Consider the following 14,847-nt stretch of genomic DNA (forward strand, 5'->3'; position numbering starts at 1 on the left):
GCCTGCTCGCGAAGGCGGCCTGGCAGGCAACACTTCAATCAGCGCGGCATGTACCCCAACTGCCACCGCCGCGGAATCTTCAACGACACCACCCCTAGCACCCCCGCCAGCAATCCGCTGGCAAACAACGCCTGAAGCCCCAAATGATGTTCCAGCACCGCCCCAAGCACAGCCCCCGCAAACATCCCGGTCCAGGGGATCAATTGCACGCGCCAGCCATTGCGCCGTTCGCCGAGCATCCAGCGCCCCAATCCGCGTCCGAAGCGCGACAAGGCACCCGTGACATAGGTCAGCCCAACCGGCAGGCCGTTCACTTCCTCGACGGCGGCATTGAGCATGCCCATGGCGATGATCGCCGCCAGCAGCGCGGGCAATTGATCCTCGTAAGGCCAGATGGCGGCCGCGCACAGCAGCGCGGCGATGGTCAGCATCAACGGCAGCGCCCGCCGCCCGCCGAGGCGGCTGACGATAATGCCCAAGGCGTTGCCGACGATGAACGTGGCCACGAGCAGCAGCAAACGCCCGGTCAGCCCCAGGTCGCCGACGCTGATGGCCACGGCGAGCCGCGTGGTGTTGCCGCTCATGAACGAGACAAAATCGCCGCTGGCCATGAAGCCGATGGCGTCGGTCATGCCGGCGAGGACCGAGAGCATGGCCACCAGCGTCATGCCGATGCGCCCGCGCCACTTTTGCGTGTGCAGGTGGCCGGGGCTGGCGTGGGTTGACGAGGCGGAAGGCAGCATCTGTGCGGGCATCCTTGAACAGTGGTTACGGTTTTATCCCGTACAGCTCGCAATAGTCCAGCCAATCCATGCCGGCCATCTCCGCGACTTCGATATGCACTTCCCGGCGCTGGGCTTCGTAGTCCTGTGGTGTGGCGGCCGTCAGGAGCAGCGTCAGTTCCCAGGCGAACAGTCCCTGACGTTCGGCCTCGGCTTCGAAGGCTTCGTGCAATCGCTCGTCACGGTACTGCGCTGCGGTCTCACCCTTGGCCTGGGCCAGCAGCGGGTTGAGGTTGTCGAGTTCGTGGCGCAGTTCCGGGCGCTCATCGAGAAACTTCTTCAGCGCCTGCTCATGTTGCTGTTCGGTTGCCGCCATGGTCGCTCCTTGATAACGGGTTACGAAGATTGTTTCTTGCTGGCCTTGGCCGCGGCGGCCAGGCATTCGAGGGCGAACTGCTCGGTGTAGGTCATCTTGATCGGCGTGGTCTCGCCTTTGACGGTGCGTTCGCCGTCGAGGATGTAACGGATGCGCTTGTCGGTAACGCCGATGCGCTTGGCAATCCAGGACGGTGTCTGGCCAATCTGGCTGATCAGCTTGTCGGCGTATTCAGGGGTCGGTTTGTAGAATTCGGCGTTGGGTGTCATGGGGTTTCCAGAAAAAGGCAGTGTTTATGGCGCGACAGGGTGCGCGAATCGGTACGCGGTGTCGCGGTATAAATGCAGTAAAGCAGAACGAAACGCCGCGCCACGGTGATACAGTCCGCTTTTTCTTGATGAGCGAACGTAATGCGAATTCTGATGGTGGCGCTGGCCGTAACGTTGCTGGCGGGATGCGCGGGCTCGGTGATGGACGATGCTCGCACCAAGACCCCGTACAAAACCCTGAACTCGAACAAGCCGGAAATGGTCGTGGCCCAGTGCGTGCAGTTTTCCTGGCAGGACGAGGCGGTGTTCGGCGTGGATGCTGGCGCGTATTTGCAGCCGGGGAAGAAGGGCGGTTCGACTGTTTACACGCGGTCGGCGGAATCCTTTATCGACGTGACCACCGATGCGTCCGGCACCGTGATCAGTTACTACGCGCAGCATGATGATTTCGTGGCCAAGCGCCGTTTGGCGGCGTTGGCGACTTGCCTGTAATCAGATTCATGAACTGACGCAGTATCCCCTGTGGGAGCGAGCCTGCTCGCGAAAGCGGCATTACATTCAACATCAATGTTGACTGACCCGACGCTTTCGCGAGCAGGCTCGCTCCCACAGGGGTTTTGGGTGTTAATTAGTTGATCAGGCGTTTCTGGAAGAAATGGCGTTTGTGCCCCGGCGGGTAGTCGGCAATCTGGCCCAACTCGCTGAAGCCCAACCTTTTGTAAAAATCAGGCGCCTGAAAGTCGAAGGTGTCCAGCCAGATCCCCACGCATTCCTTTTCCCGTGCCAGGTCTTCCGCCATCTGCATCAGTTTCGAGCCCAAACCCTGTCCCCGGGCCTGTTCGGGCACCGACAGCAACTCGATAAACAACCACTGGTAAAAGAACCGGCCATACAACCCGCCGAGAATCTCGCCGTTGTCATCGCGCACCAGCAGCGCCAGCGGTTGCGGATTGCCCGGACCCGCCTGTGCCGCGTTGTAGGCACGCAACGGCGTGAGGATCGCCTCGCGTTCTTCATCCGTGGGGTTTTGCGATTGTTCGATTCGCAGGGTCATGAGCGACATCCTTATGGCAATGAACCGGCAGCCTAGCGTGCGCGCCGCAATTGTGGAACCGTCGCCGTCGCACGGATGTCTAGCCTAAACAGCGTCACTTCAGAACGCGGCCAATGAGGACACCCCGTGAATATTTTCGAAGCCTTGCGTGAAAGCCACGAGCGCCAACGCAGCTATGCCGATGCGCTGATCAAAACCAGTGGCGACACCCCGGAGCGGGTCGAGGCTTACAAACAACTCAAGTCCGAACTCCAGGCCCACGAAACCGCCGAGGAACGGCATTTCTACATCCCGCTGATGGAGTTCGACAACGGCGTCGACCTGAGCCGTCACGCCATCGCCGAGCACCACGAAATGGACGAAATGATGGAGGAACTGGACGAGACCGAGATGTCCAGCCCGGCGTGGCTGGCGACCGCGAAGAAGTTGGCCGAGAAGGTTCATCACCATCTGAAAGAGGAAGAGCAGAAGTTCTTCCAGATGGCCGGCAAACTGCTCGATGAAAAACAGAAAGAAACCCTCGCCGGCCAGTACGAAAAAGAATACAAGGCGCAGCTCTCCTGACGCGTTCCGCGCCTTATTGTGGCGAGGGAGCAAGCTCCCTCGCCACAGATTTCCGTTTTCGCCTACCATGGGCGCTTCTCACGAAAAAGGATGCGGTGCCATGGCGAACACAGCCGAACGGGTCAACATTATCGAATCCCAGGTGTTGTCCCACGACTGGTACCTGCTGAAGAAAATCACCTTCGACTATCAGCGCAACAACGGCGACTGGCAACGCCAGACCCGCGAGGTCTACGACCGCGGCAACGGCGCGGCGATTCTGTTGTTCAACCGCGAGCAGCGCACCGTGGTGCTGACCCGTCAGTTCCGCTTGCCGGTGTTCGTCAACGGCCATGACGGCTTGCTGATCGAAGTGGCCGCCGGGTTGCTCGAAGGGGCGGCACCGGAAGAACGCATCCGTGCCGAAGCCGAGGAAGAAACCGGTTACCGCGTGCACCATGTGCAAAAGGTCTTCGAGTCGTACATGAGCCCCGGCTCGGTCACCGAAAAGCTGCACTTCTTTATTGCCGAGTACGACGCCACGTCGAAAGTCAGCGAGGGCGGCGGGCTGGAGGAAGAGACCGAAGAACTGGAGGTGCTGGAGTGGGCCTTCGATGAGGCACTGGAAGCGTTTTATCGCGGGGAGATCTGCGACGCCAAGACCATCATGCTGCTGCAGTACGCTGCGATGAAGAATATTTTCACCGTTGCCTGAGATTTGAAACCTGAACCCTGTGGCGAGCGAGCTTGCTCGCGCTGGGCTGCGAAGCGGCCCCAAAACATCGGCATCGTCGAAGATTTTTGCCCGCGCTGCGCACTGGAGCGGGAGCAAGCTCCCTCGCCGCAAAGTTCGGGTTAGTCAGCTCAAAACAGGTCGCCTGTTCTGATGGCGCCTGACCACTCGCACCCTTCAAGCGTCAGCAACCGTTCTTTCGCCTCCAGCCCACCGGCAAACCCGGTGAGCTTCCCCGACGCACCGATCACCCGATGGCAGGGTGCAACAATCGAGATCGGGTTCTTGCCATTCGCCGCGCCCACCGCTCGCACCGCGCTCCGGTTGCCGATCTGCTCGGCAATCTGGCTGTAGCTGCGCGTCTCGCCGAACGGGATGGTCAGCAGGGCCTGCCAGACCTTCTTCTGAAAATCCGTGCCGGCAAAATCCAGCTCCAGATCGAAGCGGTTTCGGGTGCCGGCAAAGTATTCCTGCAACTGCTGAACGGCGCGCACCAGGATCGGGTTGTCCGGCGCTTCGTGCATCGGGCCCAGTCGCACCCGGTTCGGTTTGTCGTTTTCCCAGAGGATGGCCGCCAGTCTTGCCCCGTTCGCGACCAGCTTCAGTTCGCCGACCGGAGACGCCAGGGTGGTGAAGGTGTAGGTCATGCTGGCGAACTCCGCAGAAGGGCTGAACAGAGCCTCAGCATACTGACTCGACGGGGAGGCGCAATGTGTAATCCGAGCCATACTGCCTTCTGCTCTTGAAACGTTTTCTCTGCTTTTTCAGACCCTAAAAACAAAAAGAGACCGACTCATGAAGTACGAATCTTTTGCCAAATCGCTCATCGCGACCTCCTTGGCGCTTAGCTGCCTGACTGCCCACGCCGCCTCCGTGGCCCCCGTCGCGGCCGAAAACGGCATGGTGGTCACGGCCCAGCACCTGGCCTCCCAGGTGGGGGTCGATGTGCTCAAGAACGGCGGCAACGCCGTGGATGCCGGCGTCGCGGTGGCGTATGCGCTGGCGGTGGTCTATCCCGCAGCAGGCAACCTCGGTGGCGGCGGTTTCATGACCATTCAGCTGGCGGACGGGCGCAAGACCTTCCTCGATTTCCGTGAAAAAGCCCCGCTGGCCGCCACCGCCAACATGTACCTCGACAAAGAAGGCAATGTCGTCCCGGACCTCAGTACCCGTGGCCACCTGGCCGTCGGCGTGCCGGGCACCGTGTCCGGCATGGAACTGGCCCTGAGCAAGTACGGCACCAAGCCGCGCAAGGAAGTGATCGCCCCGGCGATCAAACTGGCCGAAGACGGCTTTGCGCTGGAGCAGGGCGATGTCGATTTGCTCGACTACGCCACCGACGTCTTCAAGAAAGACATGAAGGACTCCGGCTCGATCTTCCTCAGCAACGGTGAGCCGATGCAGGTCGGGCAAAAACTGGTGCAAAAGGACCTGGCCAAAACCCTACGGGAAATTTCCGAGAAGGGTGCCGACGGGTTCTATAAAGGCTGGGTCGCCGACGCCATCGTCACCTCCAGCCAGGCCAACAAAGGCATCATCACCCAGGCCGACCTCGACAAATACAAAACCCGCGAACTGGCGCCCATCGAGTGCGATTACCGTGGCTACCACGTGGTCTCGGCACCGCCACCAAGCTCCGGCGGTGTGGTGATCTGCGAGATCATGAACATCCTCGACGGTTACCCGATGAAAGACCTGGGCTACCACTCGGCTCAAGCCATGCACTATCAGATCGAAGCGATGCGCCACGCCTATGTGGACCGCAACAGCTACCTCGGCGACCCGGATTTCGTGAAGAATCCAATCGCGCACCTGCTGGACAAAAACTACGCCACCAAACTGCGCGCCGCGATCCAGCCGCAAAAAGCCGGCGTGTCCCGCGAGATCAAACCCGGCGTAGCGCCGCATGAGGGCAGCAACACCACGCACTTCTCCATCGTCGACAAATGGGGCAACGCGGTGTCGATGACCTACACCCTCAACGACTGGTTCGGCGCCGGCGTCATGGCCAGCAAAACCGGGGTCATCCTCAACGACGAAATGGACGACTTCACCTCGAAAATCGGCGTACCGAACATGTACGGCCTGGTGCAAGGGGAGGCCAACGCCATCGCGCCCGGCAAGGCGCCGCTGTCGTCCATGAGCCCGACCATCGTCACCAAGGACGGCAAAGTCGTGATGGTCGTCGGCACCCCCGGCGGCAGCCGCATCATCACCGCCACCCTGCTGACCATGCTCAACGTGATCGACTACGGCATGAACATCCAGGAAGCGGTGGACGCCCCGCGTTTCCACCAGCAATGGCTGCCGGAAGAGACCAACCTCGAGACCTTCACCACCAGCCCGGACACGGTGAAGATCCTCGAAAGCTGGGGGCATAAGTTTGCCGGGCCACAGGACGCCAACCACGTCGCGGCGATACTCGTCGGCGCGCCTTCGCTGGAAGGCAAACCGGTCGGCAAAAACCGCTTCTACGGCGCCAACGACCCACGTCGCAACACCGGGTTGTCACTCGGCTACTAAGAGGTTGTGTTTGAAAGGGGACGGATCTATTTTCGTCCCCTGATCCATTGATTGTTCAAGGAATGAATCATGGCTACCGCACTGTTAATCATCGACGTCCAGCAGGCGCTGTGCTCTGGCGAGTACGAGTGCTTTGAGATCAACCGCGTCATCGAAAGCATCAACCACCTCAGCACCCGAGCCCGGATAGCCAAGGTGCCGGTGGTTTTCATACAGCATGAGGAAGAGGGCAGCCCGCTGGCATACGGCACCGATGGCTGGAAACTGGCCAATAACCTGGACACCGAGCCCACGGATCATTACGTACGCAAAACCACCCCGGATTCGTTCTACCAAACCAATCTTGAAAAACTGCTGCCCAGAGAGGACTTCGAGCGCCTGATCATCTGTGGGCTGCAAACCGATTACTGCGTCAACGCGACCGTACGCCAGGCACTGAAACTGGGCTACGACGTGGAGCTGGCGGCGGATGCGCACTCCACCGTCGACAACGGTAACTCGACGGCCGAAGACATCATCGCCGAGCACAACAAGGACCTGGCGCACCTGACCGGTTCGGTGGCGCGGATCGACGTCAAGCCAGCGGCGGAAATCCGCATCTGAAGCCACTGTCAGCCCTGAGGCTTGAATGCTTCAGGCTGCTCACGTCGCAAACATCAACGCCCTCGGCGACTGCCCAACCTCCGGCACCACACCGCCCAACACCAGCCGCGTAATGGTCGCCGCCGCCATCGCGTAATCCTCATCCTGCGGCGTTTGCTGCCCGGTGATGTGCGCCATCTGCCAGCCCAGATTGGTGTAGGTGCGGGTCGCCGACCAGATGAACAGCATCAAATGCTCCGGGTCCACCGGCGCCAACAGACCCCGATCAATCCAGCTGCGCAGGCACTCCACATTACGTTGCGCCTCGGCATACAGCAGGTCCCGGCACTCCTCGGGCAATTGCCGCGCCCCCAGCAGCAACTCCCCGCTGAACACCTTGGCAATGTGCGGATGCTCCCGGGCGATGCGGATTCGCGCGGCGATGTAGGCCTGCAATCCCTCCACCGGATCGTCGCTTTCACGCAGCGCGGCCGAGGCGTGCAGCAAGGGTTCGACAAACCCGAGCAGCACGCGCGAGTAGAGGTTTTCCTTGCTCTGGAAGTAGTAATACAGATTCGCCTTCGGCACCCCCGCACGCGCAGCGATGTCCCGGGTCTGGGTGGCATCGAAGCCTTTGGCGGCGAACTCTTCGCTGGCGGCGGCCAGGATGAGGTGCTGATTGTGTTGGCGAATGCGGCTCATGGAGAGGGTCTAGGCGATTTGAGCTGCGTAATATACAAAACTATATAGCGTGAGGGCCAGCGATGACGTCGTTAGGCTGTTTATGGATGACGTGGAACGGCCGGATAAACGGGCACAAATTGTCATGAAATGAGAACGCGCTGTCGCCGATTGAAAAATTGAGGATGCGTGCGCGTATTAAATTCTTCTCGCGAATTACGCTACAAGCCCCGCAATTCGGGGGCTCGACCGCATAGACCTTCAGCCTCAACGAGAACAATAAAATGAGCGTAGAACAACTGATCGGCGAACTTCTCGCCGAGCTGACAGGCGTGAGCCCAGACGAAGTATTGAACGAGAACGAGCGCCTGCCGCAGAACAAAGCGCTGTTCGAGCTCGATCAGGATGTCTTCCATCCGGATTACGTGGCCAACAACCTGCGCTTCGGTGTGCTTGAAGAACATTGAGGGTTTGAACGGGGGGCGGATTTGTTTTCGTCCCTTGATTGCCCGGTTGCAAGAATCCCGATCAACCCTGCCAGAAAGGCACTCACCACCTCCCGTTGTCGTTTTTGTCGACAGCTGTAAGGCGCATTGCCGTCTTTGTACTTTTCTTATATCTGAAGGTTTTCCTCCATGCGTAAGCTACTTGTTCTGATCATTCTTGCTGTTGTGGTAACAGGCTGCTCCAGCCGTAAAGACTTCTACGCAACCGGCGGGAGCCGAGCGGATGGCTCGATCGATATGGCTTATGATTTCAAACCCTTTGAAACGCCGGTCGTTGACTACAAGCAAGCCGAGTCAATTGCAAACAACAAATGTGCGGTTTGGGGTTACACCCGCGCCGAACCTTTCGGTGGCCAAACCCAGAACTGCCAGGTCCGCGATGGCTGGGGTAATTGCACCGGTGGCCAGATGATCGTCAAATATCAATGCATCGGAAATATCACACCCACTACCGAAGCCTCAGCTTCTACGCTCCCGTCGGTTCCGGTGGGAATGCTGACGCCTGCTCAATACAAGGAATCGCGCGTGAAAGCATTGATGGATCAACACCTTCCCTATGCCGAGTACCAGAAGCAGTATCAGGCGATCATGGCTGAATAATTCGGTCGATGCTGGGGGCGGATCTGTTTCCGTCCCTTGATTACCCGGCTGCAAAAATCCCGATCAACTCCGCCAGGAAGGCACTCACCACCTCCCGTTGCCGCGCCGAATGCCGAACAGCCGCATGGAAGCCCACCTCATAACGCAGCAGTTCAGGGTTGAGCGGATGCAACTGGCCCAGTTGTTCATGTTTCGCCGCGTAGTGCTGTGGCAAAAAGCCCAAATGCTGACCCGACAGAATCAGCAACGCGGCACCGTCCATGCTGTCGGTGAGCACCGTCAAACGTTCGATGGACGTGGGCGCGGGCATTTCCGGTAACGGGTGGCTGGGCCAGACCCAGTCGTACTCGCGCACGTCCTCGCGGCTCAGATCACCGACCTGATCGAACAGTGGATGCGCCGGGGCGCAGTAGGCGATCTGGGTTTCCTGGAACAACGGGAAGTAATCGATGTTGGGCAAGCGATGCCAGAAGTAACCGATGGCCAGATCGATGTGGCCGTTGATGATTTTCTCTTCCAGCAACGATGACGACAGCTCGGTGAAGTGGAAATACAGCCCTTCATGGCGCGAGCGCAAACGGGCAATGGCCAGGGCGATGTTCTTGTTGGCGGACGGATCGATTTGACCGAGCAAACCAATGTTGATCGTGCCCGACACCTTGCGATTGATGTGCTGCACCTCAACCCGAAAGCCCTCGGCCGCCGCCAGTAGCCGACGGGCCGCGTCGACAAACTGACCACCCTTGGGCGTTACCGAAAACCCGCCGCGCCCACGCTCGCACAGACGAAAACCGACCCGCGCTTCCAGCGTCGCCAATTGCGCGCTGATGGTCGGTTGCGTGGTATTCAGCGCCGTTTGCGCGGCCGAGATTCCGCCGGCCTCGACGACAGTCAGAAAGACCCGGATCAAGCGCAGATCCAGTTCCGATACAGTGCCCAGCATGTGTTGCCTCCGATGTTCACCACATAGACGCCGATCTATGTAAACAGTGCGCCTGCGATATTTTATAGCCCTGACCGACGCCCTACATTGCAATGAAACCGGCGCTTTGCCCATAAAAACAACAATCACCAGCATAGGAACATTCGTATGTCAGGGTCCCCACAATCTGCGCACGCCCTCGAAGCGAGCGGCGGGTTGGCCATCGAAGGCCACTCGATCGACTACATTCCGGAAAACGAACGTCACGCCAAACTCAGCAGCCAGGGGCCTTTCTGGTTCCTGGGCAACTTCCACTTCTTCACCATCTCCATCGGTTTCGTCGGCCCAAGCCTCGGCTTGTCGGCGCTGTGGACCATGCTCGCCGGTGCGCTCGGCATCATGTTTGGCACCATCTTCATGGCTTTCCACGGCTCGCAAGGTCCGGAAATGGGCCTGCCGCAAATGATCCAGTCCCGTGCCCAGTTCGGTTATCGCGGGGTGATCCTGGCCTTGATGGCGACGATGTTTGTGTTCGTCGGCTTCAACGTGGTGAACATCTCGCTGATCATGAACGGCCTCGAACATGTGTTCGGCATCGACCCGACCATTGTCGCCGTGGCGGTGGTGCTGATCGGCGCGCTGCTGTCGATCTACGGCCACGACCTGATGCACAAAGCCTTCAAATGGGCGTTGCTCGCCACCTTGCCGCTGTACGCGCTGGTTACCATCGCCCTGATGTTCGGCGCCGGCCAGGAAGGCGTCACCCCGGCGACGGACCTCGGCTTCAACTGGGTCGCGTTCGCCACACTGTTCGCCATCGGCGCCAGCTACAACATTTCCTATGCGCCCTATGTCTCCGACTACTCCCGTTACCTGCCGAAAAACACCAGCCGCCCGAAACTGATCGCCGCCGTATTCATCGGCGCCTCGCTGTCCGGCAGCTGGATGATCGGCCTCGGCGCGTGGCTGGCGCAGCAGTTGAAAGCAGTGGATGCGCTGGTTGCGTTGAACCAGGTCGGCTCTTCGATGATTCCGGGGCTGGGTAATGTGCTGGTGATCGTCTCGGTCGCGGGCTTCCTGCCGATCATCGCGCTCAACACCTACAGCGCCATGCTCACGCTGCTCACCGGCGCCGACTCGATCAAGAAAATCACCCCGACACCCCGCGCCCGAATCCTGTCCATCACCGCAATCAGCGTGATCCTGCTGACCTGCGTGCTGTCGATCAAAGGCGACGGCATCGCACTGCTCAACACCTTCCTCGTGCTGCTCCTGTACTTCCTCGTGCCCTGGACCGCCGTCAACCTGGTCGACTACTTCTTCGTGCGCAAAGGCCGCTACGCCATCCCGCACTTCTTCACCCCGAACGGCATCTACGGCGCCTGGCAATTTCGCGGCATCGTCTCCTACCTGATCGGCTTCGCCGCAATGGTGCCGTTCTTCTACATCTTCGATGCCGCCGCCAACAAAGAAGTCTTCGTCGGGCCACTGGCACGCATGCTCGAAGGCGTAGACATCGCCTGGCTGGTGGGATTGGTGGTGTCGGGCCTGACGTACTTCATCCTCAGCCGCTCGCTGGACCTCGCGGCGGAACGCAAGATCATCGACGCGATTACCGAGAGCGACATCATCGCCATGACCCAACCGACTGTGGAGGAGGGACGTTGAACACTGCAAAAAATACCGTGGTTGCTTGCTGCCAAGTGGCGCCGAAGATTGGTGATCTGGCGTTTAACCGCACGTTGACCGAACGCGCGATTCGTTCGGCGGTGCATCAAGGGGCGCAGGTTGTGGTGCTGCCTGAGTTGGTGCAGAGCGGGTATGTGTTCAATGACCGCAGGGAGGCGTTGTCGTTGTCGGAAACGGTTGATGGACCGACCTTGCGTCTGTGGGCGGCACTCGCCCGGGAACTGAACATTGTGGTGGTGGGTGGTTTTTGCGAACGGTTGGAGGGGGATGAACTGGCCAATAGCGCGGCGATGATTGATGCCCAAGGGGTGCGCGCTGTGTATCGCAAGGCGCATCTGTGGGATGCGGAGAGTGAAATTTTCACCGCCGGTGATGCTGCGCCGCCGGTGGTTGAGACGGTGCATGGGCGGATTGCGATGTTGATTTGCTATGACCTGGAGTTTCCGGAGTGGGTGCGGCTGCCGGCGCTGGCGGGGGCGGATTTGTTGTGTGCGCCGGTGAATTGGCCGGATGGGCCGAGGCCGCTGACGGAGCGTCCGGCGGAGGTGGTGCGGGTGCAGGCGAATGCTTCGGTGAATCGGATGTTTATTGCGGCGTGTGATCGGCATGGGTTTGAGCGAGGGGTGGGGTGGGTGCAGGGTTCGGTGATTGTTGATGCGGATGGGTATCCGGTGGCGGGGCCGGCGGAGCAGGGTGGGGAGCGGGTTTTGTTGGCGACGGTGAATCTGGGGGAGGCGAGGAATAAGCGGATTAGTGCGCGGAATGATTTGCATGGGGATCGGCGGGAGGGGTTGTATGGGGTGGTTGGGGGATAGGGCGGTGGGCCAAAACTATTTCGGTTACCAGAGACTGTGGTAGGGGAGCGGCAACCTCTACTTTTTGTCCAAAGTGCTCAACCTAGCGTGACTAAGCAAAAAACCATCTTGGGCGAATGTATTTGCGATATCGAATATCGCGAGAATGAGGTAATAGGCTTAGGTCCAGCTAGCTGAACCGTGCTGGCGTATCTGCCGTTTGTATCGATGCACAGACTGTTTCGATGACATGTGGGGTACAAAACGCTACTATTCTCCCCATATCACCTTAAAGAAGAAACGGTAATGGAAAACCTTAAAGTCGAATATCTTGCAATAGTTAATTCCAAGGAGGGGTTTTGCAATTCGATTTCCGCATTCAATAATTTGATTCAATCATATAGTAGCATCGAAATAAAAACTAAAGGATTGGTGTTCGATGGGGTGAGGTTTGACTATGATGTTCAACAGGGAGAAATACAAAACAATAGTCACATATTTTTTCACGTCCGTTTAGGGTGTCAAAACAAAGACGAGATAATAATATTTCTATCATTGTTGAAGTCAATAAGAACCATTTTGGCAAAAGCTGCTGAAAGACCTGTTGAGGTTTTGTGGGATGATGTAAGTAGCAGCCTTTCCTCGGCTGCCTATCCGGTGATACATGAAATTGAAAACATGATGCGCAAGCTCATTACAAAATTCATGCTTACAAAAATTGGTTTGGGCTGGACAAAGGAAGCTGTACCGAGGGAAGTGTCGGAGTCTATAAAAACGAAAAAAAATACTGCGGGCAATAATTATCTCTTTGAAACAGATTTTATACAGCTCTCGGATTTTCTATTTAAACCTTACTCGACAGCTAGTTCCTCTAAGCTTATGGAAAAAGTTCGATCGGCACTGTCGGCTAGCGAAATAAATATCGACGAACTAAAAGAGCTTGTCCCGACTTCAAACTGGGAGAGGTATTTTCAACCTATCGTTAGCTGTAAAAGTGAGTACTTGCAAACTCGGTGGGCGAAGTTGTATGAGTTGAGGTGCCTTGTAGCTCATAATAATTTTATCGGTCACGACGATTTCGATAATATCTTGAAGATTTCCGGAGAGGTCAAGGAGAAGCTTGGCGAGGCATTGAGCAAACTCGATAGCATCTATATGTCTCCTGAACAGAAAGAAGAAGTGGCTGAAAATATTGCAACCACTGTAAATAGTACGCACGCAGAGCTTATTTCTATTTGGATTTCTATTCAGCAGTTACTTATCGAGACTGCTATGAATGCACTAAATCATGAGCAGGCGCGAAAGTTAATAAAAAACAAAACTTCAACTCGGCTTATTATTGACAAGCTTGTAGAGGAAGGTGTCGTGTCTTCCGAGCTGGCGCGAGAGTTAGTGAAGCTCCAGTTGTCTCGTGACATCATCGTACATAACGTTGATGCTGAATTAAATGATTCCGTATTGACTACTGCGGACTGGGTTAAGCATGAAATGATAGAAATTCTTGAAAGTTTTGATGAATCAGCAACGCAAGCACTTCCCGACGGGCTGTCCGATATTAGGGATTTAGCGGGCTAGGGATTGTTGTATCCGAAGCCTATTTTCTACGCATAATAAGGAAGAGGCGATTTTTTTGTACTCATCTCAAGTATGAACCCTCCTTTATTCTGTGAGATAAATTTAAAAGGTTAATCTGGAATTGAGTAATAAACGATACCAAGAAAAACATTTTGATGATGCTAAGTCGCTAATTGAATACTTGTCACCTCTAAATCGAGAGTGGAGAAAAGAGGTTTTTATATTTCGTGGGCAAGGTAGTGCTGACTATTCCCTGATTCCTTCCGTATGCAGGAGAGGTAAAGGGACTTTTTTGTCGCGAAGCCACACTGTTATGTTTGGAGATACTAGTGCTACGCAGGTGCTTTACGAACAGCAAGTTCTTAAGAGGTTTCTTGATGGGTGTGATACAGCTGGATTAGCTGTTTCTGGATATAATGAGATTTTGAAAGATAAAATCTCGACGGGTAAGGATGAATATTGGCACGACTGGGCGCTCTGGCCAGGGCGGGAATATTACGAAGTTCTAGCTGCTGCACAGCATCACGGTGTTCCTACTAGACTTTTGGATTGGAGTCGGCGTAGCTATGTAGCAGCGTACTTTGCAGCAACCTCAGCAGACTATACGCAGCCGGAGGGAAATATTGCTATTTGGGCGTTGAACATTACTAATTCTTCTAAATGGAAAAATATAAAAATAATCGATCCTCCCGGAGGAACGAGCAGAAATCTTGCTGCTCAATCTGGGGTTTTTACTTTGCAACAGGGTGTCGATCTAGCAAATGAAGATTATACAATTTCCCCTCTTGAGGAAACATTCGATCTCTTTCATTCATTGGACGGTCGTGCGGATCTAACAAAAAATACTTTGCCAATAACTGAGGTTCCGAAGCTGGTGAAGTACTGTCGATTGTTAGGTGTGCATGGAGCAACTCTTTTTCCAGGCTTTGAGGGTGTTGCTAGAGATGTCGTCGGATGGGCAAAAGAGCATATCGGGGTTAAGGGGTACTTTTCTTATAACTTAGATGAAATTGAAATAGATGATATTTTGTAAACGTGAGTTTTTTGTGCTTTGTGGGCGGAATTAAGATTTTCATCTGTCGATTTGCGGAGGTTAAGAGTGGAGTATGCTCACGACATTGCCAACTATGTTTCACAGTGAATATTAGCTTTTGGAAGGAATTGTCCATGCGATAGGTAGCAAAGCCAAAGCGGTCAGTCTGAAGCGAAGACTTTGGAGTAAAAAGCAGAAATTCGGATCGAGTCCTCCAGAGTTACTCCACGCTAGTTAAAAATAAG

At 56.3% G+C, this 14,847-nt stretch carries 18 protein-coding genes; 11 read left to right on the plus strand and 7 right to left on the minus strand.

All coding sequences use genetic code 11. From position 1 onward, the window contains the following. Window positions 1-38: 38 nt before the first annotated feature. The 3 genes from ACWKV5_RS26650 to ACWKV5_RS26660 are packed head-to-tail and all read right to left on the minus strand — an operon-like array spanning window position 39 to window position 1,367. Window positions 39-743: a YoaK family protein gene (locus ACWKV5_RS26650; protein ID WP_483843678.1), complete on the minus strand. Its 705-nt coding sequence runs from the start codon at window positions 741-743 to the stop codon at window positions 39-41. 25 nt (window positions 744-768) lie between these two features. After that, window positions 769-1,098 (minus strand): DUF6388 family protein, encoded by a 330-nt coding sequence (locus ACWKV5_RS26655; RefSeq protein WP_483843679.1) that lies wholly within the window; start codon window positions 1,096-1,098, stop codon window positions 769-771. Between the two features lie 20 nt (window positions 1,099-1,118). Next, entirely contained in the window at window positions 1,119-1,367 is a 249-nt protein-coding gene (locus ACWKV5_RS26660; protein WP_027925145.1) for a hypothetical protein, read from the minus strand. Between the two features lie 141 nt (window positions 1,368-1,508). Between ACWKV5_RS26660 and ACWKV5_RS26665 the strand changes: the two genes are divergently transcribed. Beyond that, window positions 1,509-1,859: a hypothetical protein gene (locus ACWKV5_RS26665; RefSeq protein WP_123432234.1), complete on the plus strand. Its 351-nt coding sequence runs from the start codon at window positions 1,509-1,511 to the stop codon at window positions 1,857-1,859. Window positions 1,860-1,995: 136 nt separating this feature from the next. On the opposite strand, the gene ACWKV5_RS26670 is transcribed toward ACWKV5_RS26665, so the two are convergent. Continuing rightward, entirely contained in the window at window positions 1,996-2,421 is a 426-nt protein-coding gene (locus ACWKV5_RS26670) for a GNAT family N-acetyltransferase (RefSeq protein WP_483843680.1), read from the minus strand. 126 nt (window positions 2,422-2,547) lie between these two features. Between ACWKV5_RS26670 and ACWKV5_RS26675 the strand changes: the two genes are divergently transcribed. After that, complete coding sequence (locus tag ACWKV5_RS26675) at window positions 2,548-2,985, plus strand: hemerythrin domain-containing protein (RefSeq protein WP_483843681.1); 438 nt, start codon at window positions 2,548-2,550, stop codon at window positions 2,983-2,985. A 100-nt stretch (window positions 2,986-3,085) separates the two neighbouring features. Beyond that, a complete protein-coding gene (locus tag ACWKV5_RS26680; protein WP_483843682.1) occupies window positions 3,086-3,679 on the plus strand; it encodes an NUDIX domain-containing protein in 594 nt (197 codons plus the stop codon). A 149-nt stretch (window positions 3,680-3,828) separates the two neighbouring features. On the opposite strand, the gene ACWKV5_RS26685 is transcribed toward ACWKV5_RS26680, so the two are convergent. After that, window positions 3,829-4,344, minus strand: a complete 516-nt coding sequence (locus tag ACWKV5_RS26685) for a methylated-DNA--[protein]-cysteine S-methyltransferase (protein WP_483843683.1) — start codon at window positions 4,342-4,344, stop codon at window positions 3,829-3,831. Window positions 4,345-4,492: 148 nt separating this feature from the next. Between ACWKV5_RS26685 and ggt the strand changes: the two genes are divergently transcribed. Together ggt and ACWKV5_RS26695 are read left to right on the plus strand one after the other, a co-directional pair. Further along, window positions 4,493-6,220 (plus strand): gamma-glutamyltransferase, encoded by a 1,728-nt coding sequence (gene ggt, locus ACWKV5_RS26690; protein WP_483843684.1) that lies wholly within the window; start codon window positions 4,493-4,495, stop codon window positions 6,218-6,220. A 69-nt stretch (window positions 6,221-6,289) separates the two neighbouring features. Then, a complete protein-coding gene (locus ACWKV5_RS26695; protein ID WP_483843685.1) occupies window positions 6,290-6,823 on the plus strand; it encodes a cysteine hydrolase family protein in 534 nt (177 codons plus the stop codon). Between the two features lie 39 nt (window positions 6,824-6,862). Here ACWKV5_RS26695 and ACWKV5_RS26700 read toward each other — a convergent pair whose 3' ends face one another. Beyond that, window positions 6,863-7,504 (minus strand): TetR family transcriptional regulator C-terminal domain-containing protein, encoded by a 642-nt coding sequence (locus ACWKV5_RS26700; protein WP_483843686.1) that lies wholly within the window; start codon window positions 7,502-7,504, stop codon window positions 6,863-6,865. Window positions 7,505-7,767: 263 nt separating this feature from the next. On the opposite strand from ACWKV5_RS26700, the gene ACWKV5_RS26705 reads away from it, so the two are divergent. Then, window positions 7,768-7,950: a hypothetical protein gene (locus ACWKV5_RS26705; protein WP_483843687.1), complete on the plus strand. Its 183-nt coding sequence runs from the start codon at window positions 7,768-7,770 to the stop codon at window positions 7,948-7,950. 168 nt (window positions 7,951-8,118) lie between these two features. Next, window positions 8,119-8,589, plus strand: a complete 471-nt coding sequence (yecR, locus tag ACWKV5_RS26710; protein ID WP_483843688.1) for a YecR family lipoprotein — start codon at window positions 8,119-8,121, stop codon at window positions 8,587-8,589. Window positions 8,590-8,629: 40 nt separating this feature from the next. On the opposite strand, the gene ACWKV5_RS26715 is transcribed toward yecR, so the two are convergent. After that, window positions 8,630-9,532, minus strand: a complete 903-nt coding sequence (locus ACWKV5_RS26715) for a LysR family transcriptional regulator (protein ID WP_483843689.1) — start codon at window positions 9,530-9,532, stop codon at window positions 8,630-8,632. A gap of 147 nt (window positions 9,533-9,679) precedes the next feature. Between ACWKV5_RS26715 and ACWKV5_RS26720 the strand changes: the two genes are divergently transcribed. The 4 genes from ACWKV5_RS26720 (at window position 9,680) to ACWKV5_RS26735 (ending at window position 14,602) form a co-directional block, all read left to right on the plus strand. Continuing rightward, window positions 9,680-11,179, plus strand: coding sequence for a purine-cytosine permease family protein (locus ACWKV5_RS26720; RefSeq protein ID WP_483843690.1), 1,500 nt, complete (start codon window positions 9,680-9,682; stop codon window positions 11,177-11,179). Further along, window positions 11,176-12,015 carry a nitrilase family protein gene (locus ACWKV5_RS26725; RefSeq protein ID WP_483843691.1) on the plus strand — a complete coding sequence of 280 codons (840 nt, stop codon included), beginning with the start codon at window positions 11,176-11,178 and terminating at the stop codon, window positions 12,013-12,015. Before ACWKV5_RS26720 ends, ACWKV5_RS26725 begins: the two co-directional genes overlap by 4 nt. 285 nt (window positions 12,016-12,300) lie before the next feature. After that, window positions 12,301-13,569, plus strand: a complete 1,269-nt coding sequence (locus ACWKV5_RS26730; RefSeq protein ID WP_483843692.1) for a HepT-like ribonuclease domain-containing protein — start codon at window positions 12,301-12,303, stop codon at window positions 13,567-13,569. A gap of 121 nt (window positions 13,570-13,690) precedes the next feature. Further along, window positions 13,691-14,602 carry an FRG domain-containing protein gene (locus ACWKV5_RS26735; protein WP_483843693.1) on the plus strand — a complete coding sequence of 304 codons (912 nt, stop codon included), beginning with the start codon at window positions 13,691-13,693 and terminating at the stop codon, window positions 14,600-14,602. Window positions 14,603-14,847: the final 245 nt, after the last annotated feature.

This window comes from Pseudomonas oplopanacis, assembly GCF_057128725.1.

Coding starts and splice junctions, on each gene's coding strand:
- ACWKV5_RS26650 (WP_483843678.1), bottom strand. CDS start 743: ATGCTGCCTTCCGCCTCGTCAACCCACGCCAGCCCCGGCCACCTGCAC.
- ACWKV5_RS26655 (WP_483843679.1), bottom strand. CDS start 1,098: ATGGCGGCAACCGAACAGCAACATGAGCAGGCGCTGAAGAAGTTTCTC.
- ACWKV5_RS26660 (WP_027925145.1), bottom strand. CDS start 1,367: ATGACACCCAACGCCGAATTCTACAAACCGACCCCTGAATACGCCGAC.
- ACWKV5_RS26665 (WP_123432234.1), top strand. CDS start 1,509: ATGCGAATTCTGATGGTGGCGCTGGCCGTAACGTTGCTGGCGGGATGC.
- ACWKV5_RS26670 (WP_483843680.1), bottom strand. CDS start 2,421: ATGACCCTGCGAATCGAACAATCGCAAAACCCCACGGATGAAGAACGC.
- ACWKV5_RS26680 (WP_483843682.1), top strand. CDS start 3,086: ATGGCGAACACAGCCGAACGGGTCAACATTATCGAATCCCAGGTGTTG.
- ACWKV5_RS26685 (WP_483843683.1), bottom strand. CDS start 4,344: ATGACCTACACCTTCACCACCCTGGCGTCTCCGGTCGGCGAACTGAAG.
- ggt (WP_483843684.1), top strand. CDS start 4,493: ATGAAGTACGAATCTTTTGCCAAATCGCTCATCGCGACCTCCTTGGCG.
- ACWKV5_RS26695 (WP_483843685.1), top strand. CDS start 6,290: ATGGCTACCGCACTGTTAATCATCGACGTCCAGCAGGCGCTGTGCTCT.
- ACWKV5_RS26700 (WP_483843686.1), bottom strand. CDS start 7,504: ATGAGCCGCATTCGCCAACACAATCAGCACCTCATCCTGGCCGCCGCC.
- ACWKV5_RS26705 (WP_483843687.1), top strand. CDS start 7,768: ATGAGCGTAGAACAACTGATCGGCGAACTTCTCGCCGAGCTGACAGGC.
- yecR (WP_483843688.1), top strand. CDS start 8,119: ATGCGTAAGCTACTTGTTCTGATCATTCTTGCTGTTGTGGTAACAGGC.
- ACWKV5_RS26715 (WP_483843689.1), bottom strand. CDS start 9,532: ATGCTGGGCACTGTATCGGAACTGGATCTGCGCTTGATCCGGGTCTTT.
- ACWKV5_RS26720 (WP_483843690.1), top strand. CDS start 9,680: ATGTCAGGGTCCCCACAATCTGCGCACGCCCTCGAAGCGAGCGGCGGG.
- ACWKV5_RS26730 (WP_483843692.1), top strand. CDS start 12,301: ATGGAAAACCTTAAAGTCGAATATCTTGCAATAGTTAATTCCAAGGAG.